The sequence below is a fragment of the Anoxybacillus sp. CHMUD genome, from assembly GCF_013096965.1.
Classification (GTDB): domain Bacteria; phylum Bacillota; class Bacilli; order Bacillales; family Anoxybacillaceae; genus Anoxybacillus; species Anoxybacillus kestanbolensis_A.
The window spans coordinates 11907-28324 of the sequence record NZ_SDLG01000005.1; the positions used below are offsets into that span (position 1 = coordinate 11907).

18 protein-coding genes and 1 pseudogene are annotated in these 16418 nt (G+C 38.9%); 3 read left to right on the forward strand and 16 right to left on the reverse strand.

Translation table 11 applies throughout. The features are described 5' to 3' along the window. Positions 1-23: 23 nt before the first annotated feature. From parC to ETB99_RS04670, 3 genes are all read right to left on the reverse strand, one after another. Positions 24-2420, reverse strand: coding sequence for a DNA topoisomerase IV subunit A (gene parC, locus ETB99_RS04660; RefSeq protein WP_171700035.1), 2397 nt, complete (start codon positions 2418-2420; stop codon positions 24-26). Positions 2421-2424: 4 nt separating this feature from the next. Then, complete coding sequence (gene parE, locus ETB99_RS04665) at positions 2425-4398, reverse strand: DNA topoisomerase IV subunit B (RefSeq protein WP_171700036.1); 1974 nt, start codon at positions 4396-4398, stop codon at positions 2425-2427. A gap of 122 nt (positions 4399-4520) precedes the next feature. Beyond that, positions 4521-4925: a CoA-binding protein gene (locus ETB99_RS04670; protein WP_077428369.1), complete on the reverse strand. Its 405-nt coding sequence runs from the start codon at positions 4923-4925 to the stop codon at positions 4521-4523. 135 nt (positions 4926-5060) lie between these two features. Here ETB99_RS04670 and plsY point away from each other — a divergent pair, with 135 nt between their 5' ends. Together plsY and ETB99_RS04680 are read left to right on the forward strand one after the other, a co-directional pair. Then, a complete protein-coding gene (gene plsY, locus ETB99_RS04675) occupies positions 5061-5642 on the forward strand; it encodes a glycerol-3-phosphate 1-O-acyltransferase PlsY (protein WP_171700037.1) in 582 nt (193 codons plus the stop codon). Further along, positions 5642-7006, forward strand: coding sequence for an RsmF rRNA methyltransferase first C-terminal domain-containing protein (locus ETB99_RS04680; protein ID WP_171700038.1), 1365 nt, complete (start codon positions 5642-5644; stop codon positions 7004-7006). The genes plsY and ETB99_RS04680 overlap by 1 nt, the downstream gene beginning before the upstream one ends. Before the next feature lie 30 nt (positions 7007-7036). Here ETB99_RS04680 and ETB99_RS04685 read toward each other — a convergent pair whose 3' ends face one another. The 11 genes and pseudogenes from ETB99_RS04685 to ETB99_RS04730 all read right to left on the reverse strand — a co-directional run bounded on the left by ETB99_RS04685 (position 7037) and on the right by ETB99_RS04730 (position 14369). Beyond that, on the reverse strand, positions 7037-7597 hold the full coding sequence (locus ETB99_RS04685; protein WP_077428366.1) for a YpmS family protein: 561 nt from the start codon (positions 7595-7597) through the stop codon (positions 7037-7039). A 3-nt stretch (positions 7598-7600) separates the two neighbouring features. Then, positions 7601-8353, reverse strand: coding sequence for an SGNH/GDSL hydrolase family protein (locus tag ETB99_RS04690; RefSeq protein WP_077428365.1), 753 nt, complete (start codon positions 8351-8353; stop codon positions 7601-7603). Positions 8354-8418: 65 nt separating this feature from the next. Then, positions 8419-8991, reverse strand: a complete 573-nt coding sequence (locus ETB99_RS04695) for an SCO family protein (protein WP_006318425.1) — start codon at positions 8989-8991, stop codon at positions 8419-8421. A 13-nt stretch (positions 8992-9004) separates the two neighbouring features. Then, entirely contained in the window at positions 9005-9847 is an 843-nt protein-coding gene (locus ETB99_RS04700; RefSeq protein ID WP_077428364.1) for a DegV family protein, read from the reverse strand. 141 nt (positions 9848-9988) lie between these two features. After that, positions 9989-10240, reverse strand: coding sequence for a YpmP family protein (locus ETB99_RS04705; RefSeq protein ID WP_077428363.1), 252 nt, complete (start codon positions 10238-10240; stop codon positions 9989-9991). Positions 10241-10337: 97 nt separating this feature from the next. Beyond that, a complete protein-coding gene (gene ilvA, locus ETB99_RS04710; protein WP_216366068.1) occupies positions 10338-11606 on the reverse strand; it encodes a threonine ammonia-lyase IlvA in 1269 nt (422 codons plus the stop codon). Between the two features lie 123 nt (positions 11607-11729). Beyond that, complete coding sequence (locus tag ETB99_RS14875) at positions 11730-12218, reverse strand: dihydrofolate reductase (protein WP_216366069.1); 489 nt, start codon at positions 12216-12218, stop codon at positions 11730-11732. Positions 12219-12231: 13 nt separating this feature from the next. Further along, a complete protein-coding gene (thyA, locus tag ETB99_RS04715; protein WP_064221177.1) occupies positions 12232-13026 on the reverse strand; it encodes a thymidylate synthase in 795 nt (264 codons plus the stop codon). 94 nt (positions 13027-13120) lie between these two features. Next, positions 13121-13342 (reverse strand): annotated as a pseudogene (locus ETB99_RS04720) (AIR synthase-related protein); the annotation flags it as partial. Positions 13343-13358: 16 nt separating this feature from the next. Continuing rightward, positions 13359-14078: a twin-arginine translocase subunit TatC gene (gene tatC, locus ETB99_RS04725; RefSeq protein WP_052023519.1), complete on the reverse strand. Its 720-nt coding sequence runs from the start codon at positions 14076-14078 to the stop codon at positions 13359-13361. Between the two features lie 108 nt (positions 14079-14186). Then, complete coding sequence (locus ETB99_RS04730; protein ID WP_012575061.1) at positions 14187-14369, reverse strand: twin-arginine translocase TatA/TatE family subunit; 183 nt, start codon at positions 14367-14369, stop codon at positions 14187-14189. Between the two features lie 91 nt (positions 14370-14460). On the opposite strand from ETB99_RS04730, the gene ETB99_RS04735 reads away from it, so the two are divergent. Then, positions 14461-14823, forward strand: a complete 363-nt coding sequence (locus tag ETB99_RS04735) for a GIY-YIG nuclease family protein (RefSeq protein WP_035019599.1) — start codon at positions 14461-14463, stop codon at positions 14821-14823. 24 nt (positions 14824-14847) lie between these two features. Here the strand turns inward: ETB99_RS04735 and ETB99_RS04740 are convergent, their stop codons facing one another. Together ETB99_RS04740 and ETB99_RS04745 are read right to left on the reverse strand one after the other, a co-directional pair. After that, complete coding sequence (locus ETB99_RS04740; protein WP_171700039.1) at positions 14848-16068, reverse strand: dicarboxylate/amino acid:cation symporter; 1221 nt, start codon at positions 16066-16068, stop codon at positions 14848-14850. Between the two features lie 194 nt (positions 16069-16262). Then, a complete protein-coding gene (locus tag ETB99_RS04745) occupies positions 16263-16394 on the reverse strand; it encodes a YuzL family protein (protein ID WP_077428359.1) in 132 nt (43 codons plus the stop codon). Positions 16395-16418: the final 24 nt, after the last annotated feature.

Below are 16418 nucleotides of genomic sequence, written 5' to 3' on the forward strand. Positions count from 1 at the left end.
AATCATAAATGAATGCAAGGAAATTATGACCATTTCACCCATGTATCTGTCACGTTACCTGTTTCGTCACAATCAATTACATATGTAACATTGCCATATCGATCACTTAGTCGTAATTCATCGACATGAACTTCTTCCGTTATTCCTTTCTCTGTTTTTAAAATAACCCAACCATGTGAAATGAAATGACAACTTACTAATCGATGTGGATTCGTTTTCACTTCTTTAACGAGAAGTTGTCCTCGTTTCGCCCGAGTAGATAGTTCGATCTCTGCTCGCGCAATTTTTTTTGCTGCCCCGCGTTTTGTTACAAGAATTATGTTTTCGTCTGTTGCCTGTTGACCAGAAACAACATAATCTCCATCTTTCAAATGAATACCTTTTACTCCTGCTGCTCGAACACCTACTTCTCCAATTTCTTCTTCTGAAAACAATAATCCGTATCCGTATTGTGTGACAAGAAATATATGTCCCATTCCGTTTGTTGGATATACGTTCACGACTTCATCATCTTCTTTTAATCGCATGGCAACAAGCGGCTTAGAATAACGTTGCGCTTTATAATGAACGAGATGAGTTTTTTTCACAAATCCTTGTTTTGTAATAAATAATAAATGCCCGTTTTCAAAATCTGCGATTGGAATGGCGCTAGTCAGTTGTTCGTCTCGATCAAGCGGAATTATATGGGAAATGTGTTGACCAAGATCTTTCCAGCGAATGTCTGGAAGTTCATAAACAGGACAATATAAATAGTTCCCTTTATTTGTGAATAACAATAACGTATGTGTTGTATTCATTTCAAACATCCCAAGTAACCTATCGCCCTCTTTCATTCCGATATCTTGTCCGTTAGAGGCGCTATAAGATCGAAGGCTCGTGCGTTTAATATATCCGTCTTTTGTAATAGTGACGATGACATCTTCCTCCGGAATCACAACGTTCATTTCGATTTTAATTTCTTTTATTTCTTCTTCAATGGTCGTTCTTCGTTCATCGGCATACGTTTTTTTCATTTTTCTTAATTCCGATTTAATGACAGATAATAGTTTTTTTTCACTTTCTAAAATCGATGTTAGTTGCTCAATTTTATCATGGAGCGCATTTGCTTCTTCACGTAAATCATAAATATCTGTATTCGTCAAACGATATAACTGCAATGTGACAATGGCTTCTGCCTGAGGTTCTGTAAACCCATATCGATCCATTAAATTCGTTTTGGCATCTTTTTTATCTTGAGAAGCGCGAATCGTTGCGATGATTTCATCTAAAATAGAAACAGCTTTCATTAATCCTTCTACAATATGAGCACGTTCTTTTGCTTTCCGTAATTCATAACGTGAACGATTCGCGACAACTTCTTTTTGATGCTCAATATATGCATCCAACATTTGCGGCAAATTTAATAATTTTGGACGGCGCTCATGAATAGCGACCATATTGAGGCTATACGTAATTTGTAAATCTGTATTTTTATATAAATAGTTTAGGATACCTTCTGCATTTCCATCTTTTCTCACTTCAATGACAATGCGTAATCCTGTACGATCTGTTTCATCGCGCACATCAATAATTCCGTCCAATTTTTTTTCTAGACGCAATTCATCAATTTTTTTAACTAAGTTCGCTTTATTCACTTCATAAGGAATTTCTGTAATCACAATGGCTTGTTTACCGCCTTTGCCTTGCTCAATCGTGGCTTTCCCCCGAATAACGATTTTGCCTTTTCCTGTTTCGTAGGCTGTTTTAATGCCTTCTTTTCCTTGAATGATACCACCAGTTGGAAAATCTGGTCCTTTCAGTGCCGTCATTAAATCATCAACCGTACAAGTCGGATGATCAATACGCATGATAACGGCATCAATTACTTCTCCTAAATGATGTGGTGGAATTTCTGTGGCATAACCTGCTGAAATGCCTGTGGAACCGTTGACGAGCAAATTCGGAAACATCGCTGGTAATACAACGGGTTCTTTACTCGTATCATCGAAGTTCGGTACAAACTCTACCGTTTCTTTTTCAATATCGCGCAACAATTCCGATGCGATAGCGGATAATCTTGCTTCTGTATAACGCATCGCTGCGGGTGGATCTCCATCAATACTCCCATTATTTCCATGCATTTCAATAAGTACATTTCTTACTTTCCATTCCTGACTCATGCGTACCATTGCTTCATATACAGAAGAATCACCGTGCGGGTGAAAATTACCGATGACATTTCCGACCGTTTTAGCCGATTTACGAAATGGCTTATCCGATGTGTTTCCGTCTACGTACATTGCATATAAAATGCGGCGTTGCACCGGCTTTAATCCATCGCGCACATCCGGCAAGGCGCGTTCTTGAATAATATATTTACTATATCGGCCGAATCGGTCTCCAAGCACATCTTCAAATGGTAAATCTAATACGCGTTCCATTCCCTTATTCCCCCTCAGCTGTCATCACATGATCGTTTTCTAAAATATTCATATCGTCCTCTAAACCGAATTGCACATTCGATTCAATCCATTTCCTTCTCGGTTCTACTTTATCGCCCATTAATGTTGTTACACGACGTTCTGCACGTGCTGCATCATCAATACGAACACGAATAAGCGTCCGTGTTTCAGGGTTCATTGTCGTCTCCCATAATTGATCGGCATTCATCTCACCGAGTCCTTTGTAACGTTGAATCGTATATCCTTTACCGATCTTTTTCAAAATCGACTGCAATTGTTCATCCGTCCATGCATATTCCACCACTTCCTTTTTGCCAACTTTTTTACTCACTTTATACAGCGGTGGAAGAGCGATAAACACTTTGCCCGCTTCAATAAGCGGTCGCATATAGCGATAAAAGAACGTTAACAACAATACTTGAATATGCGCACCGTCTGTATCCGCGTCAGTCATAATGATCACTTTGTCATAGTGAATATCATCGAGTGAAAAATCAGCCCCGACACCGCCACCAATGGCATGAATGATTGTATTAATTTCTTCGTTTTTAAAAATATCGGTTAATTTCGCTTTTTCCGTGTTAATCACTTTCCCACGAAGAGGTAATACAGCTTGAAAGCGACGATCACGGCCTTGTTTCGCAGATCCACCAGCTGAATCCCCTTCAACTAAATACAACTCATTTTTTTTTGGATTTCGCGTTTGAGCAGGCGTTAACTTTCCGCTTAATACGTGCTCTTTTCCTTTTCGCTTTTTTCCCGACCTTGCTTCTTCCCGAGCTTTTCGTGCAGCCTCACGCGCTTGAAACGCGCGAATCGCTTTTTTAATTAACAGCGTTGCAATATCTGGGTTTTCATTTAAAAAATACGTCAGTTTTTCACTAACGACCGCTTCAACAGCGGAACGAGCTTCAGGTGTTCCTAATTTTCCTTTCGTTTGCCCTTCAAATTGCAAAAGTGCTTCTGGAATGCGAACAGAAATGATGGCAGATAATCCTTCACGGATGTCTGTCCCTTCTAAGTTTTTATCTCTTTCTTTTAATAAACCTACTTTTCGTGCATATTCATTAAACACGCGAGTCATCGCTGTTTTAGCCCCAATTTCATGCGTCCCTCCATCTTTCGTTCGGACATGGTTTACAAACGAAAGCATGTTTTCTGCATATCCGTCATGAAATTGGAAAGCAAACTCGACTTCAATATCACTTTGCTCACCATTAAAAAATACAACAGGGTGAAGCACGTCTTTTTCCTCATTTAAATATTGCACAAACGCCTCAATGCCGTTTTCGTAATAAAATGTATCGCGCAAACCTGTTCGTTCATCGTATAATTCAATCTTTAACCCCTTTAATAAAAATGCAGATTCTCTCAACCGTTCACTAATCGTTTCGTAATGAAACGTCGTTGTGCTAAAAATCGTTGGATCTGGTTTGAAGTGAATTTTTGTCCCTGTTTGTTTTGTTACTCCAATTTTCTCAAGTGTAGTTACAGGTTTTCCACCGTGTTCAAACCGTTGATAATATATAAACCCATCACGATGAATGGTCACTTCTAACCACTCAGACAAAGCATTCACAACAGAAGCGCCAACACCGTGCAACCCACCGCTCGTTTTATAGCCACCTTGACCAAATTTTCCCCCAGCATGTAATACCGTCAAAATAACTTCTGGAGTAGGCTTTCCTAACTTATGCATGCCTGTAGGCATCCCACGTCCTTCATCTTGCACGCTAATGCTTTGGTCATTATGTATCGTTACAATAATACGCTTTCCATATCCAGCAAGCGCCTCGTCAACTGCATTGTCTACAATCTCATATACGAGATGATGCAAACCTCGACTATCTGTACTTCCAATATACATGCCTGGCCGTTTACGAACCGCCTCTAACCCTTCTAACACTTGAATGGTGTCTTCGTTATATGTAAGAAGCTGCTTATCTGTCACAATCATTCCCCTTTCATAACAAGAACATTTGTTTCTATTTTTTCGACTTTCTCTATTTTAACATACATTCGTAAAACGTCCAACGTCGTGAAGAAAAAGAACGACCATTACAAAAAGAATGGTCGTTTTTACCGTGTGAGCGCATGTTCTACTTTGATACAGCGATCCATCACAACCGTATACCCTTTTTCTGTTAAATCATGATATACGTCTTCATCATATACACCTAATTGCGCCCAAAACACGTCTGCATCCATTTGAACAAACTGTTCAGCGATTTCACGTAAATGTTCGGAGCGACGGAACACATTCACAATATCGACATGTCCTTCGATATCTGTTAACGCAGCAACGGCTGGAATGCCTTCCCACTCTTTAATAAGAGGGTTAACTGGAATAATGTCGTAGCCTGCCTCTTTCATCGCTTTTGCAACCATATAAGATGTACGCTCCGGACGATCTGACAATCCTACCACAGCAATTCGCTTCGCCTTGTTTAAAATTTGCTTAATTTGTTCACGACTTGGACCCATATCATCTACCTCCCATAATAAACTAGTATTTCTTCATGTAAAAAAATAATCCTGCCTTCATTTTTTAAAAAAGCATGTTACAATAAAAACATAACCTCCATAGAGGAAATATGAATGGAGTAGAGGGGGCATATGATGTCTGTTTTGCTTTTGATTTTCGGTTACTTACTTGGTTCAATTCCGTTCGCGTTGATCGTTGGAAAAGTAGGGTACGGAATTGACATACGTGAACACGGGAGCGGCAATTTAGGTGGAACAAATACATTTCGCGTGCTCGGTGGAAAAGCGGGATTAATTGTGACAATTGCCGACATTTTAAAAGGAACGTTAGCCGCCAGCTTACCTGTATTGTTTTCTGTAGATATTCACCCGCTTCTTATAGGGATGTTTGCTGTGTTTGGTCATACATATCCGGTGTTTGCACAATTTCGCGGTGGAAAAGCGGTTGCTACATCTGGTGGAGTGTTGTTATTTTATTCACCCGTTCTATTTATGACGATGTTAGCTGTCTTTTTTCTCATTCTATATATATCAAAATACGTTTCACTTTCATCTATGTTAACAGGCGTGTATGCGACCGCTTATGCATTTATATGGACCGATGATGTTCCTTTGCGCATTGTCGTCACATTATTAACACTTTTTGTGTTTTATCGTCACCGAGCGAACATAAAACGTATTTTAAACAAAACAGAACCGAAAGTGAAGTGGTTATAGTGGCTACATGTCATTTACCAAAAGAATTTGTAACGAAAATGAGTGCTTTGCTTCAAGATGAAGCGGAGCGTTTTTTTGCGACATACAATGAAGAAAAAGTCAACGGTTTACGGATCAATTCATTGAAAGTATCACCATCAACATTTTTAAACATAAGCCCATGGGAACTTGAACCGATCCCTTTTTGTCCTACGGGATTTTATTATGACAACGCCCAACCCGGAAAACATCCGTATCATGCTGCCGGATTGTATTACATTCAAGAACCTAGCGCCATGTTTGTCGCTGAAGTGCTTGCCCCATCTCCAGGAGAACGAGTGCTCGATTTATGCGCAGCGCCGGGGGGGAAAACGACACAATTAGCAGCGATGATGAATAACGAAGGTTTTCTACTGGCAAACGAAATTCATCCAAAACGCGTCAAAGCTTTATCTGAAAATATTGAACGGCTCGGAATTACAAATACTGTTGTGACAAATGAAACGCCTGAAAAATTATCGGAAACGTTTGAAGAGTTTTTTGATAAAATTTTAGTTGACGCTCCATGTTCAGGGGAAGGCATGTTTCGAAAAGACGAAGAAGCGATCCAATTTTGGAGTTTAGAACACGTTCAAAAATGTGCACAAACACAACGACACATTTTATCATGTGCTTATAAGATGCTAAGTGAAGGAGGCACACTCGTTTACTCGACATGCACATTTTCTCCAGAAGAAAACGAGCAAATCATTGACTGGTTTTTAGCAACTTACGAGGATATGGAATTAATACCAATTGAAAAAGAACATGGTATTCAACCAGGTGTGTCACATTGGACAAACACACATCGTGGAAACATTGCACATACAGCAAGGCTCTGGCCGCATCATCTAAAAGGTGAAGGACATTTCGTTGCGAAAATGCGCAAACGAGGGAGCACAAAACATTGGAATGGAAAAACAGTTGCATGTAACGTCCCTAAAGTGATGTGGCGTGATTATGAAACGTTTATGAATCATACCATCCAAACACCAATAAAAGGAACGATGTATGCGTTTGGCACGCACTTATTTGCCCTCCCACATACCTGTCCTCGCTTAGATGGCTTAAAAGTTGTTCGTCCTGGTCTCCATATCGGAGAATGGAAAAAAAATCGCTTTGAACCAAACCACGCTTTAGCGATGGCATTAACAAAACAACAAGTACAAGCATATCTGTCTCTTACATTTGAAGAAAGCCTCCGATATATGAAAGGAGAAACATTACAAACGAACGGAGATCGTGGATGGATATTAGTGACTATTGATGGATATCCGCTTGGTTGGGGCAAAGAAGTAAAAGGAGTTGTAAAAAACTTTTATCCTAAAGGATTGCGAATCAAATAGGATGTCCCTCAGTAATGAGAGACATCCTCATTATTTTGTTATAGTAACTGTAAAAGTGATATCATTTTTATTTAAATCGAACGTTTTCGCCTTCAACACGAGTCCTTCTTTTATACGAATGTTGCTTACAACAATATAAATGCGTTCATGTTTCGCATCGATTTTCACCCAATTTGGCAATGAAGCATGTTTATTGATATACGTTAATACATACGGTACAGGTAAACGGAGTTGCCCAAACGTCATCGTCGGATGAGCAAGTACAACATGACCATTCTCATCCACCTTTGGATTAAATGCCATCGTCAAATCAACAGGCTTTCCAAATATCGGGATAGCACTTGTTATATACAACCGATCAGCTAATTGAACATTGTAAGACAAACCACCTTTTTTTTCATGCTTCTGAATATAGTCGTTCACTAACGCATTTAGATGTTGTTTAGATGTTTGAACAGTAAATGTCGGTCCTTCCACGTTAACATTCGATATATATGGGGAAGGAGATGATTGAAACATATAAAAAAGTAATAACGCCATCACTAAACTATTTATTCCTAACAAACTAAAAAATAACACTTTCCACTTCACTATTTATTCCCCTATCCATTCTTCATGTTTTTGTAGATGTTCATACATACGTTGTGCGATTAGTTCATAGCCACGTGTGTTCGGATGAAATTGATCGTCATACAATATATCATCACGTTCTTCAAACAAATCGTCAATAGGTACAAATAGCGCACGATCATAACGCGAGATCACTTTCTTACTTCCTTCGTTCCACATGTGTATGATCTCCCCCATTTCTTGTATATTCGGAAAAGCCGAAGAAAACGGATTGTATAACCCGATAAGTACAATATAAGCATCTGGATTTATATAGCGAAGAAGTTGCAATTGCTCGTCAAGTCGGGAAGCAAACATCTGTTGTTCTTTAACAAACAATTCATACGTTAAGGATAAAAAATGTGACCGGACAACTTTCATGACATCGTTTCCGCCAATTGTAATCAAAATAACATCTGCTTTTCGAATGACCGATTCATTGTTCATGATGACATCAGTTAGTTGTTCACTACGCAACCCCCGTTTGCCAAAATTTTGAACAAACACCTTATTCACATCTTCACGTTGCTCTAAATATTGCTTAATGAATGTGACATAGCCACCTTTACCATCCCCTACCCCTTCCGTTAACGAATCGCCTAACGCTACAACATGTAAATCACGTGGCTTGATTTGTTCTTGTTCATTTTCTTGTATGGTCGTTGGGACAGTAGTTGTAGAGGTCGAGGAACATCCGACTAAACATACACAAAGAAATAGAAGAAGCAGTTTGTTCATATGGGATCCCCTCTCTATAAAAGAAAAGACAAAAATGACACGGTCATCATTTTTGTCTGTATATGTTATTCTTGTAACATGTCAATATGTTTTAAAATTTCTTCGTACGGTACATCGTTTAAGCCACTATAATACTTCACGATCGTTCCATTTTGGTCAACGAGATAAAAATCTGTACCGTGAATGACTTGATCCCCTTCTTGTGGCTTTTTTACAACGGCTTTAAAGTTTTTCTGCGCAAAGCGTTCAATGTCTTGTTGGGTGTAACCTGTAAGTAAGTGCCAATTACTTAAATCTCCTTGAAACTTTTCAACATACGTTTTTAACGCATCTGGTGTATCGTTTTCGGGATCTACACTAAATGAAACAAAGTGCACATCTAACCCTTTTTCCTTCGCCATTTTTTGTAATTTCGCCATATTTGCTGTCATCGGTGGACAAACGTCAGCACATCGTGTGAAAATAAAATCGGCTACCCACACTTTTCCTTTTAAATCAGCTAGACCAAACTGTTGACCATGTTGGTCAGTAAATGTGAAATCTTCGATCGGCCAATTTTTTGCATCTGGAATCGCTTGTTGGCAAGCGACAAGCGAGAACAACAGCACAGCAAACAGCCATAAACGTATACGCTTCACCTTTTATGTCCTCCTATTCCGTATAGTACATAAACCCTATCGCTCCTGGACCTGTATGTGTCGAAATGATTGGAGTTGTATACACAATGTCCGTCTGTGTCCATCCTGTCGTTTCCGCAATGGATTGCTTTAATCGTTCACTTAAATCAAGCGCATCTGCGTGAGCAATTCCGACTGCTCGAACTTTTTTTCCCTTCGTATGTTCAACAAATTGATTGGTTAAATATTTGACAATTTGGGACTGGCTCCGAACTTTTGTGACAGGCGTATATACCCCATCTTCTAATGAAGCGATCGGTTTGATGTTTAGTAACGAACCTATCATCGCTTTCCCTCGTCCGATGCGTCCACCTTTGACGAGATTTTCAAGCGTATCAACAACAACGAATAAATGTGTATTCGCACGAACTGTATCGAGATGGGAAACAATCTCTGATACTGTCTTTTCCTCAGAGGCCATTTTGGCCGCTTCTAATACTTGAAAGCTAAGTGCAAGAGAAATAAAGCGTGAGTCGACAACGGTGACGTTTGTCTTTGTCATCGCAGCTGCACTTTCGGCAGAGCGCACCGTTCCGCTCATTCCTCCTGTCATATGAATCGAGATAACATCGTATCCCGCTTCTCCAAGTTCATCATACACTTGTAAAAACTGTCCTGCAGACGGTTGAGAGCTTTTCGGAAGTTCATTTGCTTGTTTCATTTTTTCAATAAATTGTTGTGGAGTTAAGTCAATACCATCTAAATATGTTTCCCCATCAATAGAGATGGATAATGGAACGACACGAATGTCCCACGCTTCAATTATTTCTTTGGGTAAATCGACCGTAGAGTCTGTTACAATTTTTACTTTACTCATTTTTTCACTTCCTGTATTTCATTCTAAAATTTTCGTACGGTGAAATTATATAATAAAATCGCCCTGCATGTCGTCGTTTTCATAAAATTTTTTGTAAAAAAAGAGCTGATTTGCACATTAGCAAAACAGCTCCTTCGTCATTTATGCATTGTTTTTTAAAATTTCAGATTTAAATATTTGTTCGTATACCGGCCACTTCAACACACGTTTTAAATAATCTTTAAACGAATACACCTTCTTTGTTTTTTTGCTCGCATACACTTGTGCAATAAACGTTTGTAACCTTACTTTTACCATAAATTGATAAGGGTTATCGTCCTCCAATACCGGAATTTCGATAATTTTTACTTTTTGCCCATCTACGTTTTTAAACTCTAGGCTTTTGAATAACAAAATATCAATCCTCTTTTTTGACCGATTTACTTATATTATACACGATTTTCGTGTTGAAGTATGTCACATTTCGTCATCGATTTATAAAAAATTTTTGTCAAATGAGCAAATGGAATAAACTACTATCTTTATTCACTTCCATAAACGGAAAACCTTTTTTCTTCATTCGTTCAACAAGCGGACCATAATCTTCACGACATTTCAATTCAATACCAACAAGAGCTGGACCACTATCTTTATTATTCTTTTTCGTATATTCAAACAATGTAATGTCATCTGTTGGTCCCAGCACTTCATCAAGAAATTCACGTAAAGCGCCTGCACGTTGTGGAAAATTGACAATAAAATAATGCTGAAGTCCTTCATAAATCATAGAACGCTCTTTAATTTCTTGCATACGTCCAATATCGTTGTTTCCTCCACTGATAATGCAAACAACTGTTTTGCCACGAATATGTTCTTTATATAAATCAAGTGCAGCAACCGGCAACGCTCCAGCAGGCTCGACTACAATCGCATTTTCATTATAAAGCTGTAAAATCGTTGTACACACTTTTCCTTCAGGAACAACAACAATATCATCGACTATTTCTTTGGCTAACGTGAATGTTTTTTCCCCGACACGCTTTACCGCTGCTCCATCTACAAATGGGTCGATTCCATTTAAAGTAACGACTTCTTTTGCTTCAAACGATTTTTTCATCGAAGGAGCTCCTTCAGGTTCGATACCGATTAATTTTGTCTTTGGTGAAATGCTTTTTATATACGTACCGACACCAGAAATAAGCCCTCCCCCGCCAATACTTGCGAACACATAGTCGATCGGCTCTTCACAATCATTTAAAATTTCAACCCCGACCGTTCCCTGTCCAGCAATGACAGCCTCATCATCAAACGGATGGATAAACGTTCGTTGCTCTTTCTTGGCACAAACAAGCGCCTGCTCATAAGAGTCATCAAATGTATCACCAACTAAAATGATATCAACAAATTCCCGACCAAAAAATTGTACTTGTGATACTTTTTGTCGTGGAGTAGTAGACGGCATATAAATTTTACCGTGTACGCCGAGTACTCGACACGAATAAGCAACGCCTTGGGCGTGATTTCCTGCACTTGCACAGACAACGCCGTTTTTCTTTTCTTCTTCACATAAACTTTTCATTCGATAATATGCCCCGCGAATTTTAAACGATCGAACGACTTGTAAATCTTCCCGTTTAAAGTATACGTGGCAATCATAACGTTCTGAAAGCAATTCATTTTTTTGTAAAGGAGTATGATACACGACATCTTTTAACGTTTGATAAGCAATTAAAATATCTTCTACATATACGCCATGTTTTCGTTTTACTTGTTGTTCCATCTTCTCGTTTCCTTTCCATTTATAAATTCGTTGTCACATTTATGTTATTCTAAAATATATCATATTTTCGGATAAAGAAAAGTAAATTTTCTAAAAATTATTTAAAAAGATAAAGCCCGCCGATTAGCGAGCTCGTTCATATATGCAAAATGTATGTGGATAGCGATTTTTTTCATCTTGCACACCCGGTTGGGCGATATAAAGCGTCCATTGTTTTTCATCGATTGGCGGGAAAAATGTATCGCCTGTAAACGTTGCGTCAATATGTGTAACATACAGGCGATCCGCTAGCGGCATCGCTTGCTCAAATACTTGTGCTCCTCCAATAACGAACGCATGGCCATATTGTTGCTCGATTTGTCGAATGTTATCTATCGAATGAATGACTTGCACATTCGCATCTGTTGAAAACATTTTGTCTCGTGTCAGTATGATATTGATTCTCCCAGGGAGTGGACGACCAATCGATGCAAACGTTTTTCGCCCCATAACAATCGGATGTCCGAAAGTGACACGTTTAAAATAAGCTAAATCCGCCGGCAAATGCCAAGGTAACGTATTGTTATAACCAATCACCCGATTGCGATCCATCGCAACAATGATAGAGATCAACTAAATCACTTCCTTATACAGACACGTCCGCCTTAATATGCGGATGCGGATCATAATCAACAATTTCAAAATCTTCAAAACGATACTCAAAAATAGAAGCAGGTTTTCGTTTGATTATCAATTTCGGGAGCGGGCGCGGTTCTCTCGTTAACTGCAATTTTGCTTGCTCAATATGATTCATGTATAAATGAACATCACCGCCAGTAAAAATAAGTTCTTTTGGCTGCAGATCGCATTGTTGAGCAACCATATATGTAAGTAACGCGTAGCTTGCGATATTGAACGGAAGACCTAAAAACGTATCGACAGATCGCTGTTGCCACATGCATGATAATGTCCCATTTTCCACATAAAACTGAAAAGCATAATGACAAGGTGGCAACTTCATATGATCTAATTCTGCAACGTTCCACGCGCTCACTAAAAGACGGCGGGAGTTTGGATTTGTTTTTATTTGTTCAATCACTTCACTTATTTGATCAATCGTTCGTCCGTCTGCTCCTCTCCACGAACGCCATTGCGCTCCGTACACCGGTCCTAAATCTCCGTTTTCATCTGCCCATTCATCCCAAATCGTTACACCATTTTCTTTTAAATAGCGAATATTCGTATCTCCGCTCAAAAACCAAAGCAATTCATGAATAATGGAACGAATATGTAATTTTTTGGTTGTCAGTAAAGGAAATCCTTCTCGTAAATCAAAACGTAACTGACGTCCAAATACAGAAAGCGTTCCCGTCCCCGTACGGTCATCTTTATACACACCGTTTTGCAAAATATCTTCAAGTAATTGTAAATATTGCTTCATGATGCCCTCACCCTTTTTTTATTTACTGTCATTTATTATGACATAAAGCAAAAAAGTAGGAAAGACAAAAAAACCGTAGGATTTGCCCTACGGTTTAACAAATACGAGGTAACATAAGCCCTGTCAGTCGATATAACCGTCGTGTTGTACCAAGCGGTGTCCGTAATAACAACTGCCCTTTGTTTGTTGCTCGAACTGTTCCGATCACAGCTGCGTCTTTTCCTTCTAGTTGGGAACGAAGTACATCAAGAATGGTCTGTTCATCTTCTTTTGGTACGATCATGACTACTTTTCCTTCGTTAGCCAAATAATTAAAAAACAAAAAGCGCCTTCTACTCTGAAGACGCTTCTTGCTCTGGCTGCTTTTCTTTGCGTTTATACACAAATTTTGAAATAGATATACTCACTTCATATAATAGGAGTAACGGGATGGTTACTAAAAAGTCAGAAATAAAGTCTGGCGGGGTAATCGTTACCGCAATAATAACTAATACAAAATACGCGTATTTTCTTACTTTTTGTAATGCGTACGGATTAATTAAACCAACGCTTGTTAAAAACATAACGATGATCGGTAATTCAAACAATATAGCAAACGGAATCGTCATGTTTAAAATAAATCGAAAATACTTCTCTGTTGTAAACATCGTCGCGAACAAATCTTCGCCAAGACTCATTAAAAAGTGGAACACCATCGGCAAAACAACAAAGTAACCAAAACATAAACCGAGAACAAATAACAAAAATGTCGCTGGAATATACGATAACGTTACTTTTCGTTCTCTTGGAGTAAGAGCAGGCTTCACGAACATCCATAGTTGCCAAACAAATACAGGAATCGTCATTGTGATGGCAAATACCCCTGCTAACATAACATATACCCATAAAATATCTGTCGGACCTAAAATAGTTAACTTTACATCTAAATCAGCAATCAACCAGCGATATAAATCTTGAACAAAAATAAATCCTACAATAAAAAATAAAATAAGAGCCCCGACAACAATAAACACGCGTTTGCGTAATTCTTCTAAGTGTTCGACTAACGTCATCTCTTGATCTTCATATCGTCTCTTTTGTTCCACGGGCGTAAACACCTACCTTTTTCCATGTTAAAAACGGCAACATACTGTTGCCGCCTTATCGTTGAATTCGTCTCTTCATTTTTTATTTTCATCAAGCTCTTCTAATACTTCGTCGCGCAATCCTTTTGTTGACTTTTTAAACTCACGCAACGTTTCACCGAAAGCACGTCCAATTTCAGGCAGTTTTTTCGGTCCGAAAATGACAAGAGCGATGACAAGAATTAAAATTAAACCAGGCACTCCGATATTTGAAAGCATAACGTCATCTCCTTTTTTCATACATACGCTTCTTTTATTGTATTGCTAAGATCTTCATTTTTCAATGACTAATTTTTAAGAGGTGTGAGAAATGTTTGACAATCAACATACAGTATATGCTATATTCTTCACCATAACTAGCAATGTTACTGTAGAAGTCGGTAAATTGGGTAGTTTTTTATTTCCGAGCGGAAACTATATTTATGTAGGGAGTGCGAAACGAAACATTCAATCACGTATTCGACGTCATATGCAACTGGAAAAACGAAAACGTTGGCATATCGATTACATTCGTCCATATGGAGAAATTACACACGTTCAAACATATTCTTCTGAGCTTAGTGAATGTGAGCGTGCCCAACAACTTTTACAACAATATAAAGGAACATGGCTCGTGAAAAAATTCGGTTCATCGGACTGTCATTGTTTCTCTCATCTCATCTATTATAAATAATAAACGAGGGATGGATTCCCTCGTTTAGCTCGCCTTTTCATATTTCTCTTCTGATTTCGCCACAATCACCGCACATGCCGCATCACCTGTAATATTCACAACTGTTCTCGTCATATCAAGCAAGCGATCAACTCCTAAAATAAGGGCAATTCCTTCAACAGGTAGACCGACGGATGTCAGTACCATAGAAAGCATAATTAAGCCAACACCCGGAACACCTGCTGTGCCAATGCTCGCAAGTGTTGCCGTCAAAATGACTGTCAAAAGATCACTTAATGTCAAATCTACACCGTACACTTGTGCGATAAACATTGTTGCCACACCTTGCATAATGGCCGTTCCGTCCATATTAATTGTCGCTCCAAGCGGCTGGACAAAACCACTGATGCTTTTTGGGACGTTTAAGTTTTTTTGTGCGGTTTCCATCGATACTGGTAATGTAGCGTTGCTACTTGATGTACTAAATGCTACAGCCATTGCTGGAGAAAACCCTTTAATAAACGCAATCGGGCTCATTTTTCCAAGTGTCCACACAGCTGTGCCGTATACGACAAAGAAATGAATAAACAAGGCTAACAATACCGCAAACATGTATTTCCCCATCGCCGCAATTGCATCGAATCCTTGTCCACCGATCGCAATCGCAATTAATGCAAACGCACCGTATGGGGCAAACTTCATGACCCATTCTACTAAGTACATGAGAATATCATTCGCTTGCTCTATTATCCCTCGTACTTGTTTTACCCGATCACCTAAACGAGCAATGGCCATTCCAACAAGCACCGCAAAAACAATCACTTGCAACATATTTCCTTCTACCATGGCTTGGAACGGGTTTGTTGGGATAATGTTTAATAACGTATCTACAACAGGTGGAGCTTCTTTTTTTTCAAACGCTGCTCCTTCTAAATTAAAATTCCCTTCTCCTGGGCGGATCACAGATCCTAACGTTAAAGAGATAACGAGCGCAAGGGACGTAGTAATTAAAAAGAATGCAATTGTTTTCATACCAATACGACCAAGTTTTTTCGGATCACCGACACCCGCTGCACCTAAAATAAGAGATACAAGTACGATCGGAACAACGAGCAATTTGATTAAGTTAATAAATATTGTGCCAAGTGGATTAAGTACGTACGTCTTTGCGAGGTCAAACCATTCTGTCGGAAGGGCTAGGTTGAAAACGAGACCTACGATGATTCCTGTAAGCATTCCAAGTAAAATTTTCTTCGTCATCGACATATCCACACCTCCATCAATTTCTGCGTCTTTTGCTGTAAAACGTATTCAACTTCGCATGGTAAAAGGGTTAAGGGAGAGGACCCATTCAATTCTAAATGTTTTTTTTAAGATTGTAAAGAAAAAATGAGTATAATTGTTAGAAAAGTATTTGAATTTCTTTTTTTACAAAAAAACTACCACAATGATGTGGTAGCCTACGCGCGCTTTGTTTTTTTACGACTTGAATCCAACTCAATGTTTCCTGTTTCATAGTCAGTCGTACCTTGCCCTTTGATCTCCGGTGAGCTTAATCCCGCTTTCGAAGCATCTTTTTTTCGTTTTCCCATCTGATTCACCCCCTACTGCTTTAT